This is a genomic window from Microbulbifer zhoushanensis (genome assembly GCF_021729055.1).
In the GTDB taxonomy this organism is placed as follows: Bacteria; Pseudomonadota; Gammaproteobacteria; order Pseudomonadales; family Cellvibrionaceae; genus Microbulbifer; species Microbulbifer zhoushanensis.
In genome coordinates this window covers 42,519-63,599 of the sequence record NZ_JAJSAO010000010.1, presented here as the reverse complement: position 1 = coordinate 63,599, position 21,081 = coordinate 42,519, and the positions used below count along the sequence as shown (strand labels likewise).

Annotated in this window: 23 protein-coding genes; 10 read left to right on the top strand and 13 right to left on the bottom strand. The window is 64.4% G+C overall.

Annotated features, from left to right (window positions below):
• Positions 1 to 79: 79 nt before the first annotated feature.
• On the bottom strand, positions 80 to 829 hold the full coding sequence (locus LVD10_RS17620) for a LytR/AlgR family response regulator transcription factor (RefSeq protein ID WP_232940610.1): 750 nt from the start codon (positions 827 to 829) through the stop codon (positions 80 to 82).
• Positions 826 to 1,959, bottom strand: a complete 1,134-nt coding sequence (locus LVD10_RS17615) for a sensor histidine kinase (protein WP_237064467.1) — start codon at positions 1,957 to 1,959, stop codon at positions 826 to 828. Before LVD10_RS17615 ends, LVD10_RS17620 begins: the two co-directional genes overlap by 4 nt.
• Positions 1,960 to 2,130: 171 nt before the next feature.
• On the opposite strand from LVD10_RS17615, the gene argH reads away from it, so the two are divergent.
• Positions 2,131 to 3,543: an argininosuccinate lyase gene (argH, locus tag LVD10_RS17610; RefSeq protein WP_237064466.1), complete on the top strand. Its 1,413-nt coding sequence runs from the start codon at positions 2,131 to 2,133 to the stop codon at positions 3,541 to 3,543.
• A 315-nt stretch (positions 3,544 to 3,858) separates the two neighbouring features.
• On the opposite strand, the gene cyaY is transcribed toward argH, so the two are convergent.
• Positions 3,859 to 4,197, bottom strand: coding sequence for an iron donor protein CyaY (cyaY, locus tag LVD10_RS17605; protein ID WP_232940607.1), 339 nt, complete (start codon positions 4,195 to 4,197; stop codon positions 3,859 to 3,861).
• Between the two features lie 99 nt (positions 4,198 to 4,296).
• On the opposite strand from cyaY, the gene lptM reads away from it, so the two are divergent.
• From lptM to xerC, 5 genes are read left to right on the top strand one after another with little or no spacing between them, the layout of a single operon-like run.
• Positions 4,297 to 4,632, top strand: coding sequence for an LPS translocon maturation chaperone LptM (lptM, locus tag LVD10_RS17600; RefSeq protein WP_237064465.1), 336 nt, complete (start codon positions 4,297 to 4,299; stop codon positions 4,630 to 4,632).
• Positions 4,629 to 5,894, top strand: coding sequence for a diaminopimelate decarboxylase (lysA, locus tag LVD10_RS17595; protein WP_232940604.1), 1,266 nt, complete (start codon positions 4,629 to 4,631; stop codon positions 5,892 to 5,894). Before lptM ends, lysA begins: the two co-directional genes overlap by 4 nt.
• Positions 5,895 to 5,901: 7 nt before the next feature.
• Positions 5,902 to 6,732 carry a diaminopimelate epimerase gene (gene dapF, locus LVD10_RS17590; protein ID WP_232940602.1) on the top strand — a complete coding sequence of 277 codons (831 nt, stop codon included), beginning with the start codon at positions 5,902 to 5,904 and terminating at the stop codon, positions 6,730 to 6,732.
• A gap of 46 nt (positions 6,733 to 6,778) precedes the next feature.
• On the top strand, positions 6,779 to 7,519 hold the full coding sequence (locus LVD10_RS17585; protein ID WP_232940600.1) for a DUF484 family protein: 741 nt from the start codon (positions 6,779 to 6,781) through the stop codon (positions 7,517 to 7,519).
• A gap of 6 nt (positions 7,520 to 7,525) precedes the next feature.
• Entirely contained in the window at positions 7,526 to 8,428 is a 903-nt protein-coding gene (xerC, locus tag LVD10_RS17580; RefSeq protein ID WP_237064464.1) for a tyrosine recombinase XerC, read from the top strand.
• Between the two features lie 5 nt (positions 8,429 to 8,433).
• Here the strand turns inward: xerC and LVD10_RS17575 are convergent, their stop codons facing one another.
• From LVD10_RS17575 to LVD10_RS17550, 6 genes are all read right to left on the bottom strand, one after another.
• The gene (locus tag LVD10_RS17575) at positions 8,434 to 10,326 is read right to left on the bottom strand and encodes a DUF3604 domain-containing protein (RefSeq protein WP_237064463.1); all 1,893 of its coding nucleotides are present in this window, start codon (positions 10,324 to 10,326) and stop codon (positions 8,434 to 8,436) included.
• A gap of 166 nt (positions 10,327 to 10,492) precedes the next feature.
• On the bottom strand, positions 10,493 to 10,720 hold the full coding sequence (locus LVD10_RS17570; protein WP_232940595.1) for a hypothetical protein: 228 nt from the start codon (positions 10,718 to 10,720) through the stop codon (positions 10,493 to 10,495).
• Between the two features lie 361 nt (positions 10,721 to 11,081).
• Positions 11,082 to 11,420, bottom strand: coding sequence for a P-II family nitrogen regulator (locus tag LVD10_RS17565; RefSeq protein WP_067084464.1), 339 nt, complete (start codon positions 11,418 to 11,420; stop codon positions 11,082 to 11,084).
• Positions 11,421 to 11,540: 120 nt separating this feature from the next.
• Positions 11,541 to 12,800: an ammonium transporter gene (locus LVD10_RS17560; RefSeq protein WP_232940594.1), complete on the bottom strand. Its 1,260-nt coding sequence runs from the start codon at positions 12,798 to 12,800 to the stop codon at positions 11,541 to 11,543.
• 80 nt (positions 12,801 to 12,880) lie between these two features.
• The gene (locus LVD10_RS17555; protein WP_232940593.1) at positions 12,881 to 13,219 is read right to left on the bottom strand and encodes a P-II family nitrogen regulator; all 339 of its coding nucleotides are present in this window, start codon (positions 13,217 to 13,219) and stop codon (positions 12,881 to 12,883) included.
• Positions 13,220 to 13,272: 53 nt separating this feature from the next.
• Positions 13,273 to 13,986 carry a TorF family putative porin gene (locus LVD10_RS17550; protein WP_232940592.1) on the bottom strand — a complete coding sequence of 238 codons (714 nt, stop codon included), beginning with the start codon at positions 13,984 to 13,986 and terminating at the stop codon, positions 13,273 to 13,275.
• A gap of 467 nt (positions 13,987 to 14,453) precedes the next feature.
• Here LVD10_RS17550 and LVD10_RS17545 point away from each other — a divergent pair, with 467 nt between their 5' ends.
• From LVD10_RS17545 to LVD10_RS17535, 3 genes are read left to right on the top strand one after another with little or no spacing between them, the layout of a single operon-like run.
• Positions 14,454 to 14,696, top strand: a complete 243-nt coding sequence (locus LVD10_RS17545; protein ID WP_232940591.1) for an accessory factor UbiK family protein — start codon at positions 14,454 to 14,456, stop codon at positions 14,694 to 14,696.
• Between the two features lie 54 nt (positions 14,697 to 14,750).
• Positions 14,751 to 16,247: a YifB family Mg chelatase-like AAA ATPase gene (locus tag LVD10_RS17540; RefSeq protein ID WP_232940590.1), complete on the top strand. Its 1,497-nt coding sequence runs from the start codon at positions 14,751 to 14,753 to the stop codon at positions 16,245 to 16,247.
• A 51-nt stretch (positions 16,248 to 16,298) separates the two neighbouring features.
• Entirely contained in the window at positions 16,299 to 16,781 is a 483-nt protein-coding gene (locus LVD10_RS17535) for a methyltransferase family protein (protein ID WP_232940589.1), read from the top strand.
• Between the two features lie 18 nt (positions 16,782 to 16,799).
• Here the strand turns inward: LVD10_RS17535 and LVD10_RS17530 are convergent, their stop codons facing one another.
• The 4 genes from LVD10_RS17530 to LVD10_RS17515 are packed head-to-tail and all read right to left on the bottom strand — an operon-like array spanning position 16,800 to position 18,619.
• The gene (locus LVD10_RS17530) at positions 16,800 to 17,369 is read right to left on the bottom strand and encodes a GNAT family N-acetyltransferase (RefSeq protein WP_237064461.1); all 570 of its coding nucleotides are present in this window, start codon (positions 17,367 to 17,369) and stop codon (positions 16,800 to 16,802) included.
• The gene (locus LVD10_RS17525; protein ID WP_237064459.1) at positions 17,362 to 17,883 is read right to left on the bottom strand and encodes a GNAT family N-acetyltransferase; all 522 of its coding nucleotides are present in this window, start codon (positions 17,881 to 17,883) and stop codon (positions 17,362 to 17,364) included. The genes LVD10_RS17530 and LVD10_RS17525 overlap by 8 nt, the downstream gene beginning before the upstream one ends.
• Positions 17,883 to 18,350 carry a YaiI/YqxD family protein gene (locus LVD10_RS17520; RefSeq protein WP_232940586.1) on the bottom strand — a complete coding sequence of 156 codons (468 nt, stop codon included), beginning with the start codon at positions 18,348 to 18,350 and terminating at the stop codon, positions 17,883 to 17,885. Before LVD10_RS17520 ends, LVD10_RS17525 begins: the two co-directional genes overlap by 1 nt.
• Positions 18,350 to 18,619: a DUF3565 domain-containing protein gene (locus LVD10_RS17515; protein ID WP_237064457.1), complete on the bottom strand. Its 270-nt coding sequence runs from the start codon at positions 18,617 to 18,619 to the stop codon at positions 18,350 to 18,352. The genes LVD10_RS17520 and LVD10_RS17515 overlap by 1 nt, the downstream gene beginning before the upstream one ends.
• A gap of 224 nt (positions 18,620 to 18,843) precedes the next feature.
• On the opposite strand from LVD10_RS17515, the gene rep reads away from it, so the two are divergent.
• The gene (gene rep / locus LVD10_RS17510) at positions 18,844 to 20,877 is read left to right on the top strand and encodes a DNA helicase Rep (protein ID WP_232940582.1); all 2,034 of its coding nucleotides are present in this window, start codon (positions 18,844 to 18,846) and stop codon (positions 20,875 to 20,877) included.
• Positions 20,878 to 21,081 lie beyond the last annotated feature (204 nt).

Genomic DNA, 21,081 nt, shown 5'->3' with positions numbered 1-21,081 from the left:
GCATGACCAGGGGTATGGGGATGGCCGCCCCGGGTAACCCAACCTGGCCATTCGGTAACCCACGGGCGAGTGGCTGGCTTCAGGCCATTTCTTCAATCAGGGATCTTACCGCAGGCAGTAATCGCCGGCTTACCTGCGGCCGCTCGTCGACGCCGTCCAGCAATACACGGTAGTTTCCACCCTCGCGCTCGAGGCCGGTAATGGATTCCACTGCCACCAGCGCATTGCGGTGCACCCGCACAAACCGGCCGGCAAATTCCGCCTCAAGCTCCTTCAGGGATTCCTCCAGGATTGCCTCACCGCCCGGGTAATGCGCCACCACATATTTGTTGTCGGCGACAAAGCAGCGGATTCCCGCAACATCCACCAGTTCCACACCACGGCGGCTGGCAGACCTGAGGCGCTTGCGGCCGGCCGCCATTGCCGGCTGCGCGGATATTCCGGCCACCTTGCGCTGTGACCGGTTCAATTGCACCGCCTTGTCCACCGCCGCCGACAGGTCCGCTGCCGTCACCGGCTTCAGCAGGTACCCCACCGCCGCCGTGGCAAAGGCCGGCAACGCGAATTCATCGTGGGCAGTACAGAAAATCAACGCGGGCGGGTACTCCAGTGCCGACAGTTGCCGGGCCAGCTCCAGGCCGTTGTCACCCGGCATCTCGATATCCAGCAGCACCAGGTCCGGATCGAGCCGCTGTACCTGCCGCAGGGCCTCGACCGCATCGGCCGCCTCGCCCAGCAATTCACATTGCGCCAGGCCCTGGAGCTGGCGCGCCAGCCGCGTGCGGGCCAGGGGTTCATCGTCAACGATCAGCACTCCCAGTTCCGTCATGCCGGCTCCTCCTGTGCCTGCTGCACCAGTGGCCGCGACGTGGGCGAAATCGGCAAGTGCAGGTTGACCTGGTAGCGGTTGCCCTCCCTGCCGGCACGGAATTCGAATCCCCGCGGATAGTGCGCGGCGAGGCGCTGGCGGATATTTTCCAGCGCCATACCATTGCCCGCAGCATGCTCTTGCGGGCTCTCCGCGGGCAGCGGGTTGTCGATCCACACTGCCAGCCGGTCGGCTTCCCGTGACACCTGTACCCGGATACAGCCACCGCCGCGAATCCGTGCCACACCGTGGAGTACGGCATTTTCCAGCAGTGGCTGCAGCAGCATGGACGGTACCTGCACGTCGGCCAGGTCATCGTTCACCTGCCAGTCCTGCTGGAGACGCTCCCCCAGGCGCAGGGCCTCGATTTCCATATAGCGCCGCGCCAGCGCCAGCTCCTGCGCCAGCGATACCATTTTCGGTTCCGCCAGGCTGGCACGGAACAGGGCTGACAATTCCTCCACCAGCCGCTCGGCTCGATCCGGGTCCACCGCGATCAGGCTGGCCAGGCTGTTGAGGCTGTTGAACAGGAAATGCGGGCGGATGCGCGACTGCAGCGCCTCGATACGGGCGCCCAGCTCGGCGCGCTGCTGGTTGTGGAGCTGCTGCTGGACAAACGCGTAGCGCAACACCACCCCGGCACAGATGGCACCCAGCAGCAGGTTACCGCCCAGTGCCCAGAGATCCAGCGGCTGCCCGGAGAGGTTCGCCAGCCACCATTGCTGGGCCAGCATCACCGCGCCCAGCACCGCCAGCACCACGGCAAAACTGAGCGCGCCGGCCCGGCGTGGTGACAGCCGGGCCAGCCGCGGCCGCAGGCGGCACAACAGCGCCGCCGCCGGCAGGATCACCCACTGGGTAGTCAGGGAGAACAGGCCCAGCCTCTGCCAGCTGAACTCCCGCAGGCCGTCCACCGCCAGCACCAGCACCACCGCCAGCAGCTCGCCCATCATCACCAGCACGGCAACGGCGGATACGCTGCACAGGTCCGGCAGGAAGTGGGCAGGTGCAGATTCTTTGCCTTCGGGGGCTGTTTCGCGAATTTGCTGCGCTATAATGCCCGCCGGCCGAGCGGGCTGTGGGGAAGTCATACCACGTTCTTTCTTCTGGATTTGTTATCTATTCTTGGGCCGTAACCGCCCCGGCAGCTGTCGCTGCGAGGGCGACCGGGAAACAAGCAAGATACCGCCATCACCCGCGCAGTTCCACCGCCCTGCAACCAGGCAGGGCCACCGATACCCAGGCATGAATACAGAGGCACTATGAGCAAAGACACCAACGCTTCCGCCAACCCCGCCGCCAAGCTCTGGGGCGGCCGCTTCAGCGAGGCCACCGATGCCTTCGTGGAACGATTCACCGCCTCGGTAAGTTTCGACCAGCGCATGGCGATGGAGGACATCCAGGGCTCGCTGGCGCATGCCCAGATGCTGTCCGAGGTGGGCGTACTCACCGCGGAGGAGTACGAACAGATCGCCGGTGGCCTGCAGGATATTGCCGGCGAGATCGAGGCCGGCCAGTTTCCCTGGGAGGTCGCGCTGGAAGATGTGCATATGAACATCGAGGCGCGCCTCACCCAGCGCATCGGTGCCACCGGCAAGAAGCTGCACACGGGCCGCTCACGCAACGACCAGGTGGCTACTGACATACGCCTGTGGCTGCGGGGTCGCATCGACCTGATCGGCGCCGAGCTGACCCGCCTGCAGACCGGCCTGGTGGACCTGGCCGAGCGGGAGGCGGACACCATCATGCCCGGCTTTACCCACCTGCAGTCGGCCCAGCCGGTCACCTTCGGCCACCACCTGCTGGCCTGGAACGAAATGCTGACCCGGGACTACGAGCGCCTGATGGACTGCCGCAAGCGGGTCAATCGCTCGCCGCTGGGTGCCGCGGCGCTGGCCGGCACCAGCTACCCCATCGACCGGGCGCGGACTGCCGAGCTGCTGGGCTTCGATGCCCCCACGGAGAACTCGCTGGACTCGGTCAGCGACCGGGACTTCGCCATCGAGTTCTGTGCCTTTGCCGCGCTGCTGCTGACCCACCTGTCCCGCGCCAGCGAGGAACTGGTGCTGTGGACCTCGAGCCAGTTCGATTTCATCGACCTGCCGGACCGCTTCTGTACCGGCTCGTCCATCATGCCGCAGAAGAAGAACCCGGATGTGCCGGAACTGGTGCGCGGCAAGACCGGCCGCGTCAACGGCCACCTGGTATCCCTGCTGACCCTGATGAAGAGCCAGCCGCTGGCCTACAACAAGGACAACCAGGAGGACAAGGAACCGCTGTTCGACGCCGCCGATACCGCGCTCGACTGCCTGCGTGCCTTCGCCGACATGGTGCCGGCGCTGGAGGCCAAGAAAGAGAATATGCTGGCCGCGGCCGCCCAGGGCTTCTCCACCGCCACCGACCTGGCCGATTACCTGGTGCGCAAGGGCGTGGCCTTCCGCGATGCCCATGAGATTGTCGGCCAGTCCGTGTCCTTCGCCATCGAGCGGGGGGCAGACCTGGCGGAACTGAGCCTGCAACAGCTGCAGCAGTTCTCCGCCGATATCGGCGAGGATGTCTTTGAGGTGCTCACGCTGGAAGGTTCCGTGGCCGCCCGTGACCATATCGGCGGCACCGCGCCGGCGCAGGTGCGCGCGGCGTGCGCGCGGGCGAAAAAGCTGATCGCCGCGCGCTGAATCACTGCATGCCGGCCCTCGCCGGCATGACGAAGAACACCTGTAGGAGCGGCCCATGGCCGCGATATCTGTGGCTGCATGACGACGCACCGGGCGATCGCGGCCAGCGGCCGCTCCTACAGGAGTGTGGGGGGGGTAAGCCGGGAAGATATGATGAAAGGCAGACTCGCCCCGCCGCTACCGGACAACGCCCAGTTGAACGGCACCACCGAAGTAACGCTGTAGGAGCGGCCGCTGGCCGCGACGGCGACTGGCTGCAACGGTTACCCGGCGCTGGTCACGGCCATGGGCCGCGCCTACATGGGCGGTATGTGGTCAGAGGTCCAGGCTGAGGGACACCGGCTCGCCCTGCTGCTCGGTCAGCACGCGGTCCAGCAGCGTCGGCAGGTCCTCGCCGGTGGTGGTGCACTTCCAGACCGGCCCGGTGCCGGCATTGTCGAAGGACAGGTGAAAGCCGCCGGAGCGCGCCGCCACCCACAGCTCCTGGTTGGCGGTCTGGCGGGAGAGGATCACCTGGCTGCCGTTATCTTCCAGGGTCAGGGTCAGCACCGCATCCGCGCGCTCGTAATCGATGTCCCACTCGCATTCATCCAGGGCATCCTCGATGGCAATCAGGGTACGCTCGATGGCCGCATCGAATTCCGCTTGGCTCATAAAATGGTTACTTCTGTTACCGTGTACGATATGGATCTGAGGTCGCTATACTAGCAGGCTTTCACCCGAACTCCGCCAGACAGCTGCAGGAAGCCGCGCATGCGCCAGAGATTTTTCCTCGCCACCATTCTTACTGCCGTCGCGCTGGGCGGCTGCGGCCAGAAGGGACCGCTGTACCTGCCGCAGGATCCCGCACAGCCCGCGGCACCGATGCCCGGCGCCCCGGTGGCCGGCACCCCGGCTGCCGGCGCTCCGGCAGCACCAGCGTCCGGGCAGCCCTCTTCTCCCGCCACTGGCCTGCCGGCGGCAGAAGCACAGCAGGCTGCGCCCCAGCCAGGGCCGGTCGACACCCCGGTGGACAGTATGGAAACCGATACCGGGCAGGCGGAACAGCCGGAGCAGCAAGAACCCGAGCAGCAAGAAGTAGAAAAATGAGCGATTTCAATTACCGCGAGGGCAGCCTGTGGGCTGAAGACGTCTCGCTGGAACACATCGCCGAGCAATTCGGCACCCCCACTTACGTGTACAGCCGCGCGCACTTTGAACAGCAGTACCGCGACTATGCCGATGCCCTGGGCGACCACCCGGGTATGATCTGCTATGCGGTAAAGGCCAACAGTAACCTGGGCATCCTGTCACTGCTGGCGCAGCTCGGGGCCGGCTTCGATATCGTCTCCGGTGGTGAGCTGGAGCGGGTGCTGCAGGCCGGTGGCGATCCGTCGCGGGTAGTGTTTTCCGGTGTGGGCAAGACCGCCGCGGAAATGCGCCGCGCGCTCGAGGTGGGCGTGCACTGCTTTAACGTCGAGTCCGACGGCGAGCTGGAACGGCTGGAGGCAGTGGCGGCAGACATGGGCGTCAACGCGCCGGTATCCCTGCGGGTGAACCCGGACGTGGATGCGAAAACGCACCCGTACATTTCCACCGGGCTCAAGGAAAACAAATTCGGCATCGCCATCGACGACGCCCTCGACACTTACCGGCGCGCGGCGCAGTCCGAGCACCTGGAAGTGGTGGGCGTCGACTGCCATATCGGCTCACAGCTGACGGAAATCTCCCCCTTCCTCGACGCCCTGGAAAGGCTGCTGCTACTGATCGACCAGCTGGCGGAAGAAGGCATCCGGCTCAAGCACCTGGACCTGGGCGGTGGCCTGGGCGTGCGCTATCGCGGCGAGATGCCGCCGCCGGTGAGTGATTACCTGGGAGCAGTCAAGGAGCGGCTGCAGGGCCGCGACCTGGAACTGGTGATGGAACCGGGCCGCTCTATTGCCGCCAACGGCGGACTGCTGCTGACCCGGGTCGAATACCTGAAGCGTACCGAGGAGCACAACTTCGCCATCGTCGATGCGGCCATGAACGACAACCTGCGCCCGGCGCTCTACCAGGCCTGGCAGGATATCGTCCCGGTAAAGCCCAGCAACGGCGACGTGGAAATCTGGGATATCGTCGGCCCGGTGTGTGAGACCGGCGATTTCCTCGGCAAGCGACGCGAACTGGCGCTGCAGCCGGGCCAGCTGCTGGCGCTGCTGTCCGCCGGCGCCTACGGTTTCACCATGAGCTCCAACTACAATACACGCCCGCGGGCCGCCGAGGTGATCGTCGATGGCGATCGCACCCACCTGGTGCGGGCGCGGGAAAACCTGGCGGACCTGCTGCGCGGAGAGAGCACCGTGCCCCCCGCCCGCGGCGGCGAGGGGTAAGCACGCCATGCGCCTGAAATTCACCAAGATGCACGGGCTCGGCAACGACTTCGTGATGCTCGACGGCATCAGCCAGCGCATCAAACTGTCCCCGGACAAGATCCGCCGCCTGGCCGATCGCCACCTGGGCGTGGGCTGTGACCAGGTACTGCTGGTCGAGGCACCCCGCAACCCGGACGCCGACTTCCGCTACCGCATATTCAATGCCGATGGCAGCGAAGTGGAAAACTGCGGCAACGGCGCCCGTTGTTTTGCCCGCTTTGTGCGCGAGCGGCGCCTGACCGGCAAGCACCGGTTGCTGGTGGAAACCACCGGCGGGCTGCTGCAGCTGGAACTGGCCGAGCGCGACCGGGTAAGTGTGGACATGGGCGCGCCGGTGCTGGAACCCGCAGAAATCCCCTTTGACGCCGATCGCCGCGCCGAGACCTATCCACTGGAAGTCGATGGCGAGACCTTTATCATCGGCGCGGTGTCCATGGGTAACCCCCACGCAGTACTGCTGGTCGAGGACACCGACCGGGCGCCCGTGGAAGCACTGGGCCCGAAAATTGAGAGTCACCCGCGTTTTCCCAACCGGGTTAATGTGGGCTTCCTGCAGGTAGAGTCCCGCGACCGGGCGCGCCTGCGGGTGTTCGAGCGGGGTGTGGGCGAGACCCGGGCCTGTGGCACCGGCGCCTGCGCGGCCGTGGTGGCGGCGCGGCTGCGCGACCTGGTGGATGAGAAAGTCACGGTCGCCCTGCCCGGCGGCGAGCTGACGATCCACTGGAGCGGGCCCGGCGAGCCGGTTACCATGACCGGGCCCGCAACCACCGTGTACCAGGGGCAGATTCTCCTTTAACCGCCCCCAGGAATGCCGGCAACAGGAACAGGTAATAAGAGAAAGCATGACCGACACAAGCGATGCAATCCAGGCCCCGGCCGCCGACGCGGACCAACAGGAAAGCCAACGGGACAAGAAAGTCCTGTCGCGCCAGGTTGCCCGTTACCTGATCCAGAACCCGGACTTTTTCGCCGACCACATGGAGCTGCTGGAAACCATCCAGCTGCCCAGCCAGAGCGGCAAGACCGTGTCGCTGATGACCCACCAGACCAACCTGCTGCGCGAGCGCAATATCGAGATGCGCCAGCGCCTCGACCAGCTGCTGCAGGCGGCGCGGGACAATGACCAGCTGTTTATGCACAGCCGCCGGCTGGTGCTGGCGCTACTCGACGCGCAGACCGTGGCCGAGGCCGGCGAGTCCCTGCTGCAAAGCTTCCGCGAGGATTTCGGTGTGGAGACCACGGCCCTGACCCTGTTCGAACCCCTGCCCCAGGGCAAGCGCGAACTGGGCCGGGTGCGGGCCAGCAACCGCACCACTGCCGAGGCATCAGTGGGATCAATCCTGCGCAATGGCCGCACGGTTTGCGGCGTACTGCGCCCGGCGGAACGCGAATACCTGTTCGGCAAGGAGTCCGCCGACCGGGTGGCCTCGGCCGCCGTGGTACCGCTGGCAAACCAGCTCGGCATTCTGGCCGTGGGTTCCTCCGACCCCCAGCACTACAGTTCCAGCCTCGGCACCCTGTTCCTGTCCTATATCGGTGAAGTGCTCGAGCGCCTGTTGCCGCGACTGCTGGACCGGGACTGATTGCCGATGCCGCTGGCCGATGCCATCGAGCGCTTCCTGGCCCACCTGGACAGCGTGCGCCAGCTCTCCCCCCACACCCTCTCCGCCTACCGTCGCGACCTGGCGCAATTGCTGCGCCAGGCCGAGGTGGACGGCGTGGCGGAAATCAGCGAGATCCGGGAAATGACCCTGCGCAGCTGGCTGGCGCGGCTGCACCGGCAGGGATTGTCCCCCCGCAGCCTGCAGCGCTGGCTGTCGGCAGTGCGCAGCCTGGGCGACCACGCCCTGCGCCAGGGCTGGCTGCGCGCCAATCCCGCCGCCGGCCTGCGGGCGCCGAAAGCCGACAAGAAACTGCCCCGGGTACTGGACGCAGATGCCGCCGGCGAGTTCGTGGAGAGCCCCGGTGCTGGCGACGGGGATGAACGCCTGCAGGTGCGCGACCGCGCACTGCTGGAATTGTTTTACAGCAGCGGGTTGCGGCTGTCAGAGCTTACCGGGCTCAACTGGGCCGACCTGGACCTGGCCGGCGGCGAAGTGCGGGTTACCGGCAAGGGGGCCAAAACCCGTGTGCTGCCGGTCGGCCAGCAGGCACGCGAAGCCCTGCGGGCCTGGCGCAGTATTGCCCCGGCAGCCGAAGGCGAGGCGGTATTTACCAGCCTCAAGGGCCGGCGACTGGGCAACCGTGCGGTGCAGGCACGCCTGGCGCACTGGTCCCGGGCCAGCGGTGCCGAGCAGCGGGTACACCCCCATATGCTGCGACACTCTTTCGCCAGCCATATGCTGGAATCCAGCAGCGACCTGCGCGCAGTGCAGGAGCTGCTCGGCCACGCCGACATCAGCACCACCCAGATCTACACCCACCTGGACTTCCAGCACCTGGCGCGTGTTTACGACCAGGCGCACCCGCGGGCAAAAGGCAAAAAGTCGTAGGTGAGCTAGGGCGTGTACCAGATGGGGGAGGTGTAGGCTCGCTCCTGGATACTGCCCGGAACATCCTCCGGCCTCTTCAGGCCGAAGAACCTGGCGTCATAAGTAGTCCAGCGCGGGGTGGGGATCTCAAGAACGCGCACATAATAGAAAGCGTTCTGTGTGCCATCGAAATCGGGGTCTTTCCACCAGGCCTGCAGGAAGGGCGCGCCGATCGCATTGGTGTAGGTGGCATTGCCCACATCCACAGTGTTGCCCACCTTTTTTTTCGCCCGGCCGTCAGCGCCAATCTTGCGGCCGTCGGAAACCGCAATATCGTAGATCCGTTCGTGGGTCTTGCCCCCGGCATCGAGCCAGCCCTTGACGACCTGGATACGATCGAGGTTGGCACCGTCCGGGTCGCGCATCGCCCGCACCAGGAAGGTTGGGGCCTTGTCGGACCTCTCGAGTTCCCCGCCCATGGGCACGCCTTTTTCATAGCCGTGCCTGGCGAAGTCTGAGCGCACCAGGTCGTCCTTCGTGAATTCAAAGCCACCGAACACCCGCACTATCGGGCGCGTTCCGGTAGTGGCATACACTTCCCTGCGGGCCATGGCGTCCCAGAGTGCCTCCCGGGTGTTTTCCCGTGCCCACACCGCAGCGAGGCCCGAGGCACTGGCCTGGTAATGGCGGATGGCATAGTCCCGCCCCTGGGGGTCGGGCAGATAACCGGTAATCCTTTCCTCGAACCGGATCTCGTCACTGCTCGGTTCCATCGCAGTGGCCTTGCCAAAAAAATTGTCCTCCCCGGTCGTGGCCAGCGAGGTATGGGAGTCGGTGCTGCCGATCATCCCAAACCGGTAAGGGTTCGCTCCCAGTTTTTCCTGGTACGCGAGCCCCTGCTTCAGGGCTTCACGGGCATACTCCCGCGGCAGCATGTCTCTCTCTTTTGCGGCGCCAAAGCTGCCCTTGTCCCAGGTTTCAAAATCGGCGAACTCATCGTTCGGTGACAGCAGCGGATGCGTCTCGCCATCGCCCTTGATCTGGGTGACCTCGTAGAGTGGTTCCCACCTGCGACGGCGTTCAGCGTAATCCCGGTCGAGGGGTTGCTTGCCGGTCAGGGTGACACTGTCAAACATCAGGCCGTTGGACAGGTTGCCATTGTGCGGAATGGCGAGAACCCGACCGCCAACCTTTTCCTCGTAGTTGGCCATCCAGCGCCAGAGGTCCTCGGGGTCCTCGGAGTCGTAGGCAGACAGGGGAATTACCTGATCGGCCCTGGCCTTGTCGTCACGGAAAACAACATTGCGATGCAGGTTGCTGCCATCGGGGCTGGAGGTCCACTCGAAACCGATCAGTGCAGTGAACAGCCCCGGATTATTATGCGCTTCCGCCGCTTTGGTGATCCGGTGCCACATGGACTCCACCAGGCCATCGATATCGGTCAACGGGTCCTTGCGCTCAGAGACCGCGCTCCCCCACATCGCATAGGCTTCATCGGGCTTGCCCGCCTTGACGAGGTCATGCACCTGCTTGCCCCACTCGCTGGCGAGCAGGCGCTTATCGGACTCCTCGATCAGTGGCGCCAGGCCGAGGTTCTCTGCGTGGTCGGCAACCACCAGAAAATCGAGCGGGCGATGCAGGCGCGCGGGCACCCCGGTGCTTGAGGTAACCGTTTCTCCCTTTGCGAACCGGTAGGCGGCATCCGGTCCCAGCGTATTGCCGAACATACCGGCATCCGTGGAATAACTGGTGTGCAAGTGGGTGTCGCCGAAGAACACCCGATTGGGGAAGTTCTGCTCGGGATAAGGAGAGTACTTTGTATCGGGGTTGGGCGAGGCGGGGGGCGCGTCCTGGGCATGGCTCCAGGCTGCTATCGTCATCGCGATGAAGCAGGTGCCCAACCAGTTTGGGGCCATCATTCTGATACTCCCTTACACAATATCTCCCGGGAACTCGGCAACCTCCAGGCTGGCCTCATGACCGGATCAGGGGGGAGGTCCATCGACACAAACGCCCAGCCCGGGCAAGCCACCCGGGCTGGAGCGATCGTTATGGCCAGGTGAAAGTTCCGGGCCAGGCCAGCCCTCAGATCGGCCGGCTGCCGTACTTGGGCTGCGGTTTGCGCGGCGGGTCCGCCGTCACCTCCGGATCGATCTCACTAATGGCGCCGCCACGGGCGAGAAACTCCTCGATTTCGTTGTTCAGCTGGCTTCTGGCCCGCTCTCTCGACGTAATTGAACGCTCCTCGGCAAAATCCTCTTGGTCTTTGCTACGGGCGCTGTTGCTCTGATCTTCGTAACCATTAGCTTTCATCGTAGAAACCCTGTAACTACTACTCCTGTTACAGAGGAAGTACCCCTGTGCCGCACCGGGTCATTAAAACCGCGGCTGCGCGATACGCGACGGCGAATAATATATAGGCACTCGCGGCGGGCCCTGCCAGCCGGGGACCGCGGCCGGGGTAGAGTTTTTTGTAGCATCAGGGACACACAGATATTGCCCCTGGTTATGGAACAAATTGCGCCAATTTTGGGGCAGTAATCCTGCCAGCGACTGTACAATTTTTAGCCGCCCGGATACTGCCGATGCCGGCTGGAAACGAAAAAAGGCCCCACTGGGGCCTTTTCAAGCATTGGCGCACAATTCCGCGCACCGCTTTCGGGAAGGGAGGAATTTAAACCGCTTCGCTGCCGGTCTCACCGGTACGGATGCGGATCACTTCCTCAAGTGCGGTGATGAAGATTTTGCCGTCGCCAATCTTGCCGGTCTGTGCTGCCTTGGTGATGGCCTCTACAGCGCCATCCACCATGCTGTCATCCACCGCCAGCTCCAGTTTGACCTTGGGCAGGAAATCCACCACATATTCGGCGCCACGGTAGAGTTCCGTGTGCCCTTTCTGGCGACCGAAGCCTTTTACTTCCGTCACCGTCATGCCCTGTACACCAACTTCCGAGAGCGCGGTGCGCACGTCGTCCAGCTTGAAGGGCTTAACTACAGCCGTAATCAATTTCATTTTGTGTATTCCCCTGGTTTGAGGCCCGGAATCTGACCTGGTTGCTTTATTCTGGGGACCGTCGCAATGCGGACCCGGAAATGCCGGCGGCGGTGCCGCCGGCAGCCCGTTGCGGGGCGCTTATTTGCCCATGAATTCGGGATAAGCTTCCATTCCGCATTCTACCAAGTCAACACCTTCTTGTTCCTCGTCCTCGCTCACGCGAATACCGGTGATGACCTTGAGCAGGAACCACACCGCGAAGGAGGTGGCGAATACCCAGATGAAGATGGTTGCCGCGCCAATCAGCTGGCCGCTGAAGGTGGAACCGTCGTTGGTGAGCGGCACCAGCAGCAGGCCCAGCAGGCCAACCACACCGTGCACGGAAATGGCACCGACCGGGTCATCGATCTTCAGCTTGTCCAGGGAAACGATGGAGAAGACCACCAGTACACCACCCAGGGCGCCGAACAGGGTTGCCTGCAGCGGAGTCGGGGTGGAGGGCTCGGCAGTAATTGCCACCAGGCCCGCCAGCGCGCCATTCAGCAGCATGGTGAGGTCGGCCTTGCCGAACAGTACCCGTGCGGTGATCAGGGCGGCTACGGCACCACCGGCAGCGGCGGTATTGGTGTTCAGGAACACCATGGCCACAGAGTGTGCGCTGGCGGCGTCGCCCAGCTTCAGTACGGAACCGCCGTTGAAGCCGAACCAGCCCATCCACAGGATGAAGGTACCCAGGGTCGCCAGCGGCAGGTTGGCACCGGGGATAGCGTAGACCTCGCCGTTGGGGCCGTACTTGCCTTTACGTGCGCCCAGCAGCAGGACACCGGCCAGGGCCGCGGCCGCACCGGCCATGTGTACGATGCCGGAACCGGCGAAGTCGGAAAAGCCCAGGTCGCCCAGGGTGTACATACCGAACACGGAAGCGCTGCCCCAGGTCCAGGAACCTTCCATCGGGTAGATGAAGCCGGTCAGGATGACCGCGAACACCAGGAAGCTCCACAGCTTCATGCGCTCGGCCACGGCACCGGAGACGATGGACATGGCTGTCGCCACGAACACCACCTGGAAGAAGAAGTCGGAAGCGCCGGAATAAACCGATCCGCCGTCGAAGCCGGCGTCGGCCGAGTCAGACAGCACGCTCTCCAGGCTGAACGCCTCGATACCGGACAGGGCCCAGCCGCCGTCGTACATGATGGCGTAACCTGTCAGCAGGTACATGATGCAGGCAATGGCAAACAGTGCCACGTTCTTGGTGAGAATTTCTGTGGTGTTCTTGGAACGCACCAGGCCAGCTTCCAGCATGGAGAAGCCGGCGGCCATCCACATTACCAGTGCGCCACACACCAGGAAGTAAAACGTATCAATTGCGTACTGCAACTGAAAAATTTGGTTTTCCATCTTTCGCTCCGTTCAATCCCGAAATTGGTGGAAATTGATTTAGTTTTTATCGACCGGTTTCCCCTCGCGGGTGCGGCCGGTTAAATGGCTTCCGCGCCGGTTTCACCGGTGCGGATTCGTACTACCTGCTCCAGGTCGGCGACAAAGATCTTGCCGTCGCCAATCTTGCCGCTCTGGGCGCTGGAACCGACCGCTTCCAGTACGGCGTCGAGCTGCTCGTCGCCAACAGCGATCTGCAGCATGGTCTTGGGCAGGAAGTCCACCACGTACTCTGCCCCGCGGTAGAGTTCCGTGTGCCCTTTCTGCCGACCGAAACCCTTCACTTCGCTAACGGTAATGCCGTTAACGCCCGCCTCGGCCAGTGCGTCACGCACGGCGTCCAGCTTGAAAGGCTTGATAATTGCGGTAACCAGTTTCATGGTGCGATCCCCCATCGTAATGTGGCCCTGCCGGGATCGGCAGGGCCCGCGCGTTACCAGGTGTAAGAGGCTCCAGCCAGTACCGATGGTTCACACCAGTCCAGGTCAAAGCACTCGGCATCACTGATGTCGGTGCCGACCAGCGAGGCACTCAGGCTCAGGCCGCCAAATTCCTTGCCGACGGTAACCGAGTAGTCGATGTAGGAATCCGACTCGAACAGGAAGCCCTCATCACTGAACATGTTGGCGCCGACGTGGAAGTCGAGGCTCACATCGGACGGCAGCGCAAAGCTGTACTCTGCGTACGGGTAATAGAAAGTACCGGTGCCGGCCCAGTAGTCATCGGAATAGGCCAGGCCCAGGGTCAGGGCAGAAATGCTGACGCTGCCGTAGATTTCCTGGTAATCCTCGTCATTGTCGCCACCGTGGTAGGCGTAGTAGATGTAGCCAACGTCGTAGCTGGTGGTCTCACTGATTTCGCCGGCGTAGCCTGCGTAGAAATCCTGCTCGAAATCGGTTTCGTCCTCGCCGTAGGCGAAATCCACCTGGGAGGCCCAGGTGCCTGCGTACAGGCCGTTACCGAAGTCCAGGTCGACGCCGCCCTGCACGGCCGGGCTGCCGTCGGTCTGCGAAATACCACGGAATTTGTAGTCAGTCACCACACCCACGTTGGCGCTGGCTGAAACGCCACCCTCGGCGGCAGTGGCAGTGGCAGTGGTGCCCAGGGCGATGGCCCCGGCCGTTATTGCGGCAGCGATTTTATTCATAGTCGTTCCCACCTTAATTCTCCTTGGACTCTGTGATTTTCTCGTCGAAATTATTCTGTGCAGTCTGCTGTCAGCATCGGGCGACTTTTTTCGTTATGGAGGGGTGGTGTGTGGCCCTCGATCTTTTTATGCCTTGTGAGCCTTTTTATGCCCGCCGGCTGAAATGATCTGCAGTGGTGCATCTGCAGGCTTGATGCCAAGTTGGCAAAACGCTGGAAAATCAACCACTTAAAACTGATCCAGAATCGTGGCGGGAGATGAGCGGGGGAAAAGCGGGAGGGGAGATGCACCAGAATGAAGCCGGCCAAGGGAGGTCGCACCCAAATGGTGAGCGGGAAATCACCAGCGAACCATGACAGCGCACTTATCGACAGAAATCGTGTATCGGTCACATAACTTTTGCCCCCATGGGCACTGGGTTACAATTCCAGCACTATATACCGGTGTTTTTTAGCGAGGAATTGCGTGTGGCCCCAGATAAATTGCAACAGTTACTGCACGAGCTGCAACAACAGGGGGCAGTCATCACCGGTGACCTGCGGGACGCACTTGGCGTGGCGCTGAACCGGCTGCCGCTGGTGAGCCAGGCCGAGTTCGACACCCAGGCCGCGATCCTGGAGCGCACCCGGGAAAAGGTGGCCCGGCTCGAGGCACAGCTGCAGGAGCTGGAGCAAGCCGTGCAGGAACAGGACAACACCGGGGACAAGTAGATAGCCTGCAGGGCTTCAGCCCACCCCGGGAACTCGCACTTCAAGGATGAATCCGTGAGCCTCTCCGTTACCCACACCCGCGCCCAGCTGGGGGTCTCTGCCCCCCTGGTCACAGTCGAGACCCACCTGGCCAACGGCCTGCCCGCCTTCAATATTGTCGGCCTGCCCGAGGCTGCCGTGCGCGAGAGCCGCGACCGGGTGCGCAGTGCCCTGGTGAACAGCCATTTCGAATTCCCCCAGCGGCGCATTACCGTCAACCTGGCCCCCGCCGACCTGCCCAAGGAGGGCGGGCGCTACGACCTGGCGATTGCACTGGGCATCCTCGCCGCCTCCGGGCAGGTACCGGTGGAATCCCTGGCCGGGGCCGAGTTTATCGGCGAGCTGGCGCTCACCGGTGACCTGCGGGAAGTGCCCGGCGCCCTGCCGGCAGCCATTGCCTGTGCCGATGCCGGGCACCGCCTGGTGGTGCCACGGGCATCCGGCCCCGCGGCCGCGCTGGCAGACGGGGAGATACTGGTGGCGGAGAACCTGCTGCAGGTCTGCGCCCACTTGCACCGGCGCGAGTCACTGCCGGCAGCGCAACCCCCGCCGGCGCCGGCCAGGCCGCAGGTAGCGGACCTGGCGGACGTGCGCGGCCAGCTGCGCGCCCGCCGGGCCCTGGAGATTGCCGCCGCCGGCGGTCACAACCTGCTGTTTTACGGCCCCCCGGGGACCGGCAAGACCATGCTGGCCAGCCGGCTGCCGGGGATACTGCCGGCGCTGGGCCAGCGGGAGCAGCTGGAGGTGGCCGCGGTTTACTCCAGCGCCGGCCTGGACTTCCCCGGCCAGCGGCCCTTCCGTGCGCCCCACCACAGTGCCTCGCCGACAGCACTGGTGGGTGGCGGCAGCAATCCCCGCCCCGGGGAAATCTCACTGGCCCACCGCGGGATCCTGTTTCTCGATGAATTGCCGGAGTTTCCCCGCCACGCCCTGGAGATCCTGCGCGAACCGCTGGAAAGCGGCGAGGTGCGCATTGCCCGCGCCCGCGCCAGCGTCGCCTTCCCCGCCGGCTTCCAGCTGGTTGCGGCAATGAACCCGTGCCCCTGCGGCTACCTGGGCGAGCCGCGCTGCCGCTGCACCCCCGACCAGGTACAGCGCTACCGCGCCAAGCTGTCCGGACCATTGCTGGACCGGATTGATATGCACGTGGAGGTCGCCGCGATGACTGCCGGCCAGCTGCAGGATGCGCCCACCGGGGAGGCCTCGGCGGTGGTGCAGGAGCGGGTCGTCGATGCCCGTATCCGGCAACAGCAACGACAGGCTACAATCAACGCGGAGCTCCGGGGCAACGCCCTGGAACAGCAGTGCAGTCTCGGCGGCCCTGAGCAGGAGCTGCTGCGCCGGTCGGTGGACCAGCTGGGCCTTTCGGCCCGCAGCTACCACCGGGTGTTGCGGGTAGCGCGAACCATTGCCGATCTTGCAGGCGCAGCATCCATCGGCAGCGGGCATATCGCCGAGGCACTGGCTTATCGCAACCTGGACCGCCGGCAGCCCATTGGCGCCGGGGCCTGAACAGGCCGATAGAAGGCAAAAGCGTCGAGTAAAAGCAGTTTTGAGGTGGGGATGACCAGAGCCGGTGACAGTAAACCCGATCGCCCGGATATCGTCGCGCTGCCGCCCCTGGTGCTGGCGCTTTTCCTGGGCGCGGCACTGGCGCTGCAGTGGCTCTGGCCCCTGCCGGTTTCCGGCACGCACCGGTACCTCTGGCGCCCGGGCCTGTTCCTGGCCCTGGCCGGTGTGGCGCTCGCGGTCTGGGCCGCGCGGGCGCTGGTGCGCGCGGGCACCCATGTGCACCCGCGCCGGCCCACCACCAGCATCGTCTGCGACGGCCCCTTCCGCTTCTCCCGCAATCCCATCTACCTGGCCCTGCTGATGATCTACCTGGGTGTCACCCTGCTGTTCAACAGCTGGTGGGGCCCGCTGTTGCTGCTGCCGCTGGCCGCTGCGCTGCACTTTGGTGTGGTCAAGCCGGAGGAGCGGTACCTGCTGGAAAAATTCGGGCACGAATACCGCAGTTACCGCAAACGCGTGCGGCGGTACATTTAGGGCCAACGAAGCCCTTTGCTATTGCGGCGACCAGTCTGTCCGGGCCAGGCGGTACAGGCAGTGCCGCTGGAGAGGATGCCCTGCCGGCAGGCCAGGGTGATCGAACTCCCCGGCCGGGCGCATCAGCAACCGCTGCATGACACCCTGCGAGCGGTGGTTGTCCAGGGTGGTGAGGGAGACAATCTCGTCCAGCTGCAAATCCCCGAAACCGCAGGCCAGCGCCGCCCGGGCCGCCTCGCTGGCATAGCCCCGGCCCCAGTGCGCAAATGCCAGCCGCCAGCCGATTTCCACGCCCGGCGAGTCCACGCCGGACGCCAACATGACATCACTTCCGAGCGACTGGATCCCCACGAAACCGATAAACTCTCCCCGGGCCAGGGTCTCCACGGCCCAGAATCCCCAGCCGTGCCTGGCGATATGGTCCGCCAGCCGGTCCTGGGTCGCATCGCTTTCCGCCCGGCTACGGGTCGAGGGAAAATGCTCCATCACGCGCGGGTCGGCGTTCAGCGCCGCAAACGGCCCGCGATCCGCCTCGCGCCACTGGCGCAACAGCAGGCGGTCGGTGCGCAGCTCCATCGGTTTAGCCATGATCCTGCAGGTCCAGTGGGGAAGCCGCCGCGATGATATCGCCGGGGGCCACCAGATAGTCACACAACTCCAGCCACTCGGCCTTGCCCGGATAGGACGCCAGCCGGAACCCGAGCCGCTGGTAAACCGACCGGGCCCGGGCATTGTCTTTCAGTACGAACAGGGAGCATTCCGCAGCCCGCAGCTGGCGACAGCCCTCGGCACACAGGCGTTGCACCAGCGCCGATCCCAGTCCCCTGCCCCGCTCTGCCGGTGACACGATCAGGTGGCCCAGGTGGCAACGCTGCTCGCGCAGGTAGTAGCGACCGAACGCCAGCATCCCGCCGTCGGGCCCCGCCAGCACGCGGCCGCCCGCCTCGTCCCAGCGACAGTCCTCGCGAAACGAGATGGCATCGAACGGGAAGCGGAACCAGGGCCCGCCCCAGAGGCGGCAGCTGTCCGCGTCAGTTACCCAGGACATCAACTCTTCCAGCTGTTGCGGGACGGGTTCCACCAGCCGCAGGGAGTTATCCATCAGCGCGCTCCCTGCGCCGGCTTCTGCCGGGCCAGCCACTTGTCCAGCTGGTCGGCGAAGGCCTTGCGGTCCTGCTGGTTCAGGGCCGGCGGCCCACCGGTATGCATCCCGCTGGCGCGCATGGTGTCCATAAAATCGCGCATATTCAGGCGCGCGCGGATATTGGCTTTCGTATGGCGCTCGCCGCGGGGACTGAGGGCGGTGGCGTCCTTGTCGATTACCTCCGCCGCCAGCGGGATATCGCTGGTAATCACCAGGTCGCCGGCTCCACAGCGCTGCACGATCTCGTTGTCGGCCACGTCGTAGCCGGCGGTGACCTGCATCGACTTGATATAGCGTGAGGGTGGCACCCGCACCGGCTGGTTGGCCACCAGCGTCATCTCTGTACCGGTGCGCTCGGCGGCACGGAACAGGATCTCCTTGATCACCACCGGACACGCATCCGCGTCCACCCAGATTCTGGCCATTACTGTGATTCCCCTCTGTCGCGACCCTGCGGCGCGTGTCTCTTGTGTTGCGGCGGAGTGCCGTTATCGTGGTCCGGCGGTGCGCCCTCGTCACATTTTTTGCAATTCAGCCGGTAGCCCAGCATCGACAGGCGGCCTTCCGGCGTGATGACCCACGGGCGACTGGTCCAGGGTGGGTCGTGGCGCACATGCTGGTTGTGGCCGCAGCGGAGCTCCGCCACCCAGTGGTCTTCCTCATCCCGGTGGTAACCCACAATTGGCTGTTCCATTACTGCTCTCCCCGGGTCGCGCTGACCCTTTAACCCCCTTCTGCCCAGCCGGGCCCGCGCCCGGCTGGGCGACGGCAGCAGTTATAGCCAATCGGGGCTGCTGTGTATACGAACGCCCCAGCGTAGTGCAGTCACAGAGGCCCGTGCGACTGCCGATTCAGTACCACGCAGGGGCGATCCCGGCTGTTAGAATGCCCACCTCGACGCGGACCAGATGTTTTTCCATGACCAAGCTTAATCCTCGCCAGGCAGAGGCCGTGAAATATGTGGACGGCCCCTGCCTGGTCCTGGCCGGGGCCGGCTCCGGCAAGACCAGCGTAATCACCCGCAAGATCGCCTACCTGATCGAGGAGTGCGGTTTTGCCGCGCGCAATATCGCCGCGCTGACCTTTACCAACAAGGCAGCGCGGGAAATGAAGGAGCGCGTGGGCAAGCTGGTGACCGGCCCCGATGGCAAGAAATCCCGGGCCGCCCACGGCCTGACCGTGTCCACCTTCCACAACCTGGGCCTGAATATCCTGCGCAAGGAGTACCGCGCGGCCGGGCTCAGCCCCGGCTTCTCCATCTTCGATGCGGAGGATGCCCGCGGCCTGATCAAGGAACTGATGCTGCGCGATGGCGACCTGGACACCGACCTGCTGGACCGGGTGCAGAACCAGATCTCCAACTGGAAAAACGACATGCTCACGCCGCGCCAGGCGGTGGAGCAGGCCCAGAGCCCGGGCGAACAGGCCATCGCCGTGGCCTACGGCCGCTATTGCGACGCCCTCAAGGCCTACAACTCGGTGGACTTCGACGACCTGATCCTGCTGCCGGTGCAACTGTTCGATTCCGACCCGGAGCTGCTGCAGCGCTGGCGCCGCAAGATCCGCTACCTGCTGGTGGACGAGTACCAGGACACCAACAATTCCCAGTACCTGCTGGTGAAACTGCTGGTGGGCGGTCGCGGCGGCCTCACCGTGGTGGGCGACGACGACCAGTCGATCTACGCCTGGCGCGGCGCGCGGCCGGAAAACATGAGCCAGCTGAAGATAGATTTCCCCAACCTGCGCCTGATCAAGCTGGAGCAGAACTACCGCTCCACCAGCCGCATCCTCAAGGTGGCCAACCACCTGATCGCCCACAACCCGCACGAATTCGACAAGGCCCTGTGGTCCGACCGCGGCCTGGGTGAAGAGATCCGGGTGGTCAAGGTAAACAACGAGAACGAGGAAGCCGAGCGGGTCGCCAACGAGATCTTCCTGCAGAAGTCCCGCCGCGGCTGCGGCTTCAAGGACTTCGCCGTGCTCTACCGGGGCAACCACCAGGCGCGGTTGATCGAGATGAAGCTGCAGGAAAACCAGATCCCCTACCAGATGTCCGGCGGCACCTCGTTTTTCGCCCGCGCGGAGATCAAGGACCTGATGGCCTACCTGCGCCTGCTGGTAAACCCGGACGACGACAACGCCTTCCTGCGCATCATCAATACCCCGCGCCGGCAGATCGGCACCAGCACCCTGGAGGCGCTGGGCAACTATGCCAGGGGCCGCGAGATCTCCATGCTGCGGGCCTGCTCGGAAATGGGTTTCCGCGAGCACATCAACGAGCAGGGCTACGAGCGCCTCAACCGCTTCGCCCTGTGGCTGGAAAAGGTGCAGCGTGACTGCCGCGAGCGCAGCCCGGACGCCGCGCTGCGCGAGATGCTCGACGATATCGACTACGCCGGCTGGCTGCGCCAGAACGCCAGTAGTGACAAGGTGGCCGAGAAGCGCATGGAGAACGTCTACTGGCTGCTGGAGAGCCTCAACAAGACCATGGAGGGCACCGACGACGAGCTGGAGCAGGACGTGCGCCTGGAACAGGCCATTTCCAAGCTGATCCTGCGCGACATGCTGGATCGCCAGGAAGAGGAAGAGGCCACCGACAAGGTGAGCCTGATGACCCTGCACGCCGCCAAGGGCCTGGAATTCCCGCATGTGTTCATGATCGGCATGGAGGAAAACCTGCTGCCGCATCGCAACAGCATCGAGGACGACAACATCGAGGAGGAGCGTCGCCTGACCTATGTGGGTATCACCCGCGCCCAGCGTACCCTCACCATGACGCTGGCAGGCAAGCGCAAGATGTTCGGCGAGAACCAGGACACCACCCCCAGCCGCTTCCTGGACGAGCTGCCGGAGGAAGACGTGGAGCTCGAGGGCTTCGGCCAGGCCACCCCGGAACAGAACCAGGCCCGCGGAGAGGAAACGCTGGGGTCCCTGCTGAGCATGTTCGACTGACCCGGGCGGCCCGACGGATGTTCGGTGGCCTGCACCACCGGTGTAGGGGCGGATCTTGTGTCCGCCCGGGGTCGGTGCCTGCCCCTGGGCAAGGGCGAACACAAGGTTCGCCCCTACAGTTGCCCGTATCGCCCACCCAACGGATCGATTATGTATCCCCCGGCACAGGACTTTCCCCGTAGGGGCGGATCTTGTATCCGCCCG

Coding starts and splice junctions, on each gene's coding strand:
- rep (WP_232940582.1), top strand. CDS start 18,844: ATGACCAAGCTTAATCCTCGCCAGGCAGAGGCCGTGAAATATGTGGAC.
- LVD10_RS17515 (WP_237064457.1), bottom strand. CDS start 18,619: ATGGAACAGCCAATTGTGGGTTACCACCGGGATGAGGAAGACCACTGG.
- LVD10_RS17615 (WP_237064467.1), bottom strand. CDS start 1,959: ATGACTTCCCCACAGCCCGCTCGGCCGGCGGGCATTATAGCGCAGCAA.
- LVD10_RS17550 (WP_232940592.1), bottom strand. CDS start 13,986: ATGAATAAAATCGCTGCCGCAATAACGGCCGGGGCCATCGCCCTGGGC.
- LVD10_RS17530 (WP_237064461.1), bottom strand. CDS start 17,369: ATGGCTAAACCGATGGAGCTGCGCACCGACCGCCTGCTGTTGCGCCAG.
- xerC (WP_237064464.1), top strand. CDS start 7,526: ATGCCGCTGGCCGATGCCATCGAGCGCTTCCTGGCCCACCTGGACAGC.
- lysA (WP_232940604.1), top strand. CDS start 4,629: ATGAGCGATTTCAATTACCGCGAGGGCAGCCTGTGGGCTGAAGACGTC.
- LVD10_RS17555 (WP_232940593.1), bottom strand. CDS start 13,219: ATGAAACTGGTTACCGCAATTATCAAGCCTTTCAAGCTGGACGCCGTG.
- LVD10_RS17535 (WP_232940589.1), top strand. CDS start 16,299: ATGACCAGAGCCGGTGACAGTAAACCCGATCGCCCGGATATCGTCGCG.
- LVD10_RS17620 (WP_232940610.1), bottom strand. CDS start 829: ATGACGGAACTGGGAGTGCTGATCGTTGACGATGAACCCCTGGCCCGC.
- dapF (WP_232940602.1), top strand. CDS start 5,902: ATGCGCCTGAAATTCACCAAGATGCACGGGCTCGGCAACGACTTCGTG.
- LVD10_RS17565 (WP_067084464.1), bottom strand. CDS start 11,420: ATGAAATTGATTACGGCTGTAGTTAAGCCCTTCAAGCTGGACGACGTG.
- LVD10_RS17575 (WP_237064463.1), bottom strand. CDS start 10,326: ATGATGGCCCCAAACTGGTTGGGCACCTGCTTCATCGCGATGACGATA.
- LVD10_RS17560 (WP_232940594.1), bottom strand. CDS start 12,800: ATGGAAAACCAAATTTTTCAGTTGCAGTACGCAATTGATACGTTTTAC.
- cyaY (WP_232940607.1), bottom strand. CDS start 4,197: ATGAGCCAAGCGGAATTCGATGCGGCCATCGAGCGTACCCTGATTGCC.
- argH (WP_237064466.1), top strand. CDS start 2,131: ATGAGCAAAGACACCAACGCTTCCGCCAACCCCGCCGCCAAGCTCTGG.
- lptM (WP_237064465.1), top strand. CDS start 4,297: ATGCGCCAGAGATTTTTCCTCGCCACCATTCTTACTGCCGTCGCGCTG.
- LVD10_RS17585 (WP_232940600.1), top strand. CDS start 6,779: ATGACCGACACAAGCGATGCAATCCAGGCCCCGGCCGCCGACGCGGAC.
- LVD10_RS17520 (WP_232940586.1), bottom strand. CDS start 18,350: ATGGCCAGAATCTGGGTGGACGCGGATGCGTGTCCGGTGGTGATCAAG.
- LVD10_RS17525 (WP_237064459.1), bottom strand. CDS start 17,883: ATGGATAACTCCCTGCGGCTGGTGGAACCCGTCCCGCAACAGCTGGAA.
- LVD10_RS17570 (WP_232940595.1), bottom strand. CDS start 10,720: ATGAAAGCTAATGGTTACGAAGATCAGAGCAACAGCGCCCGTAGCAAA.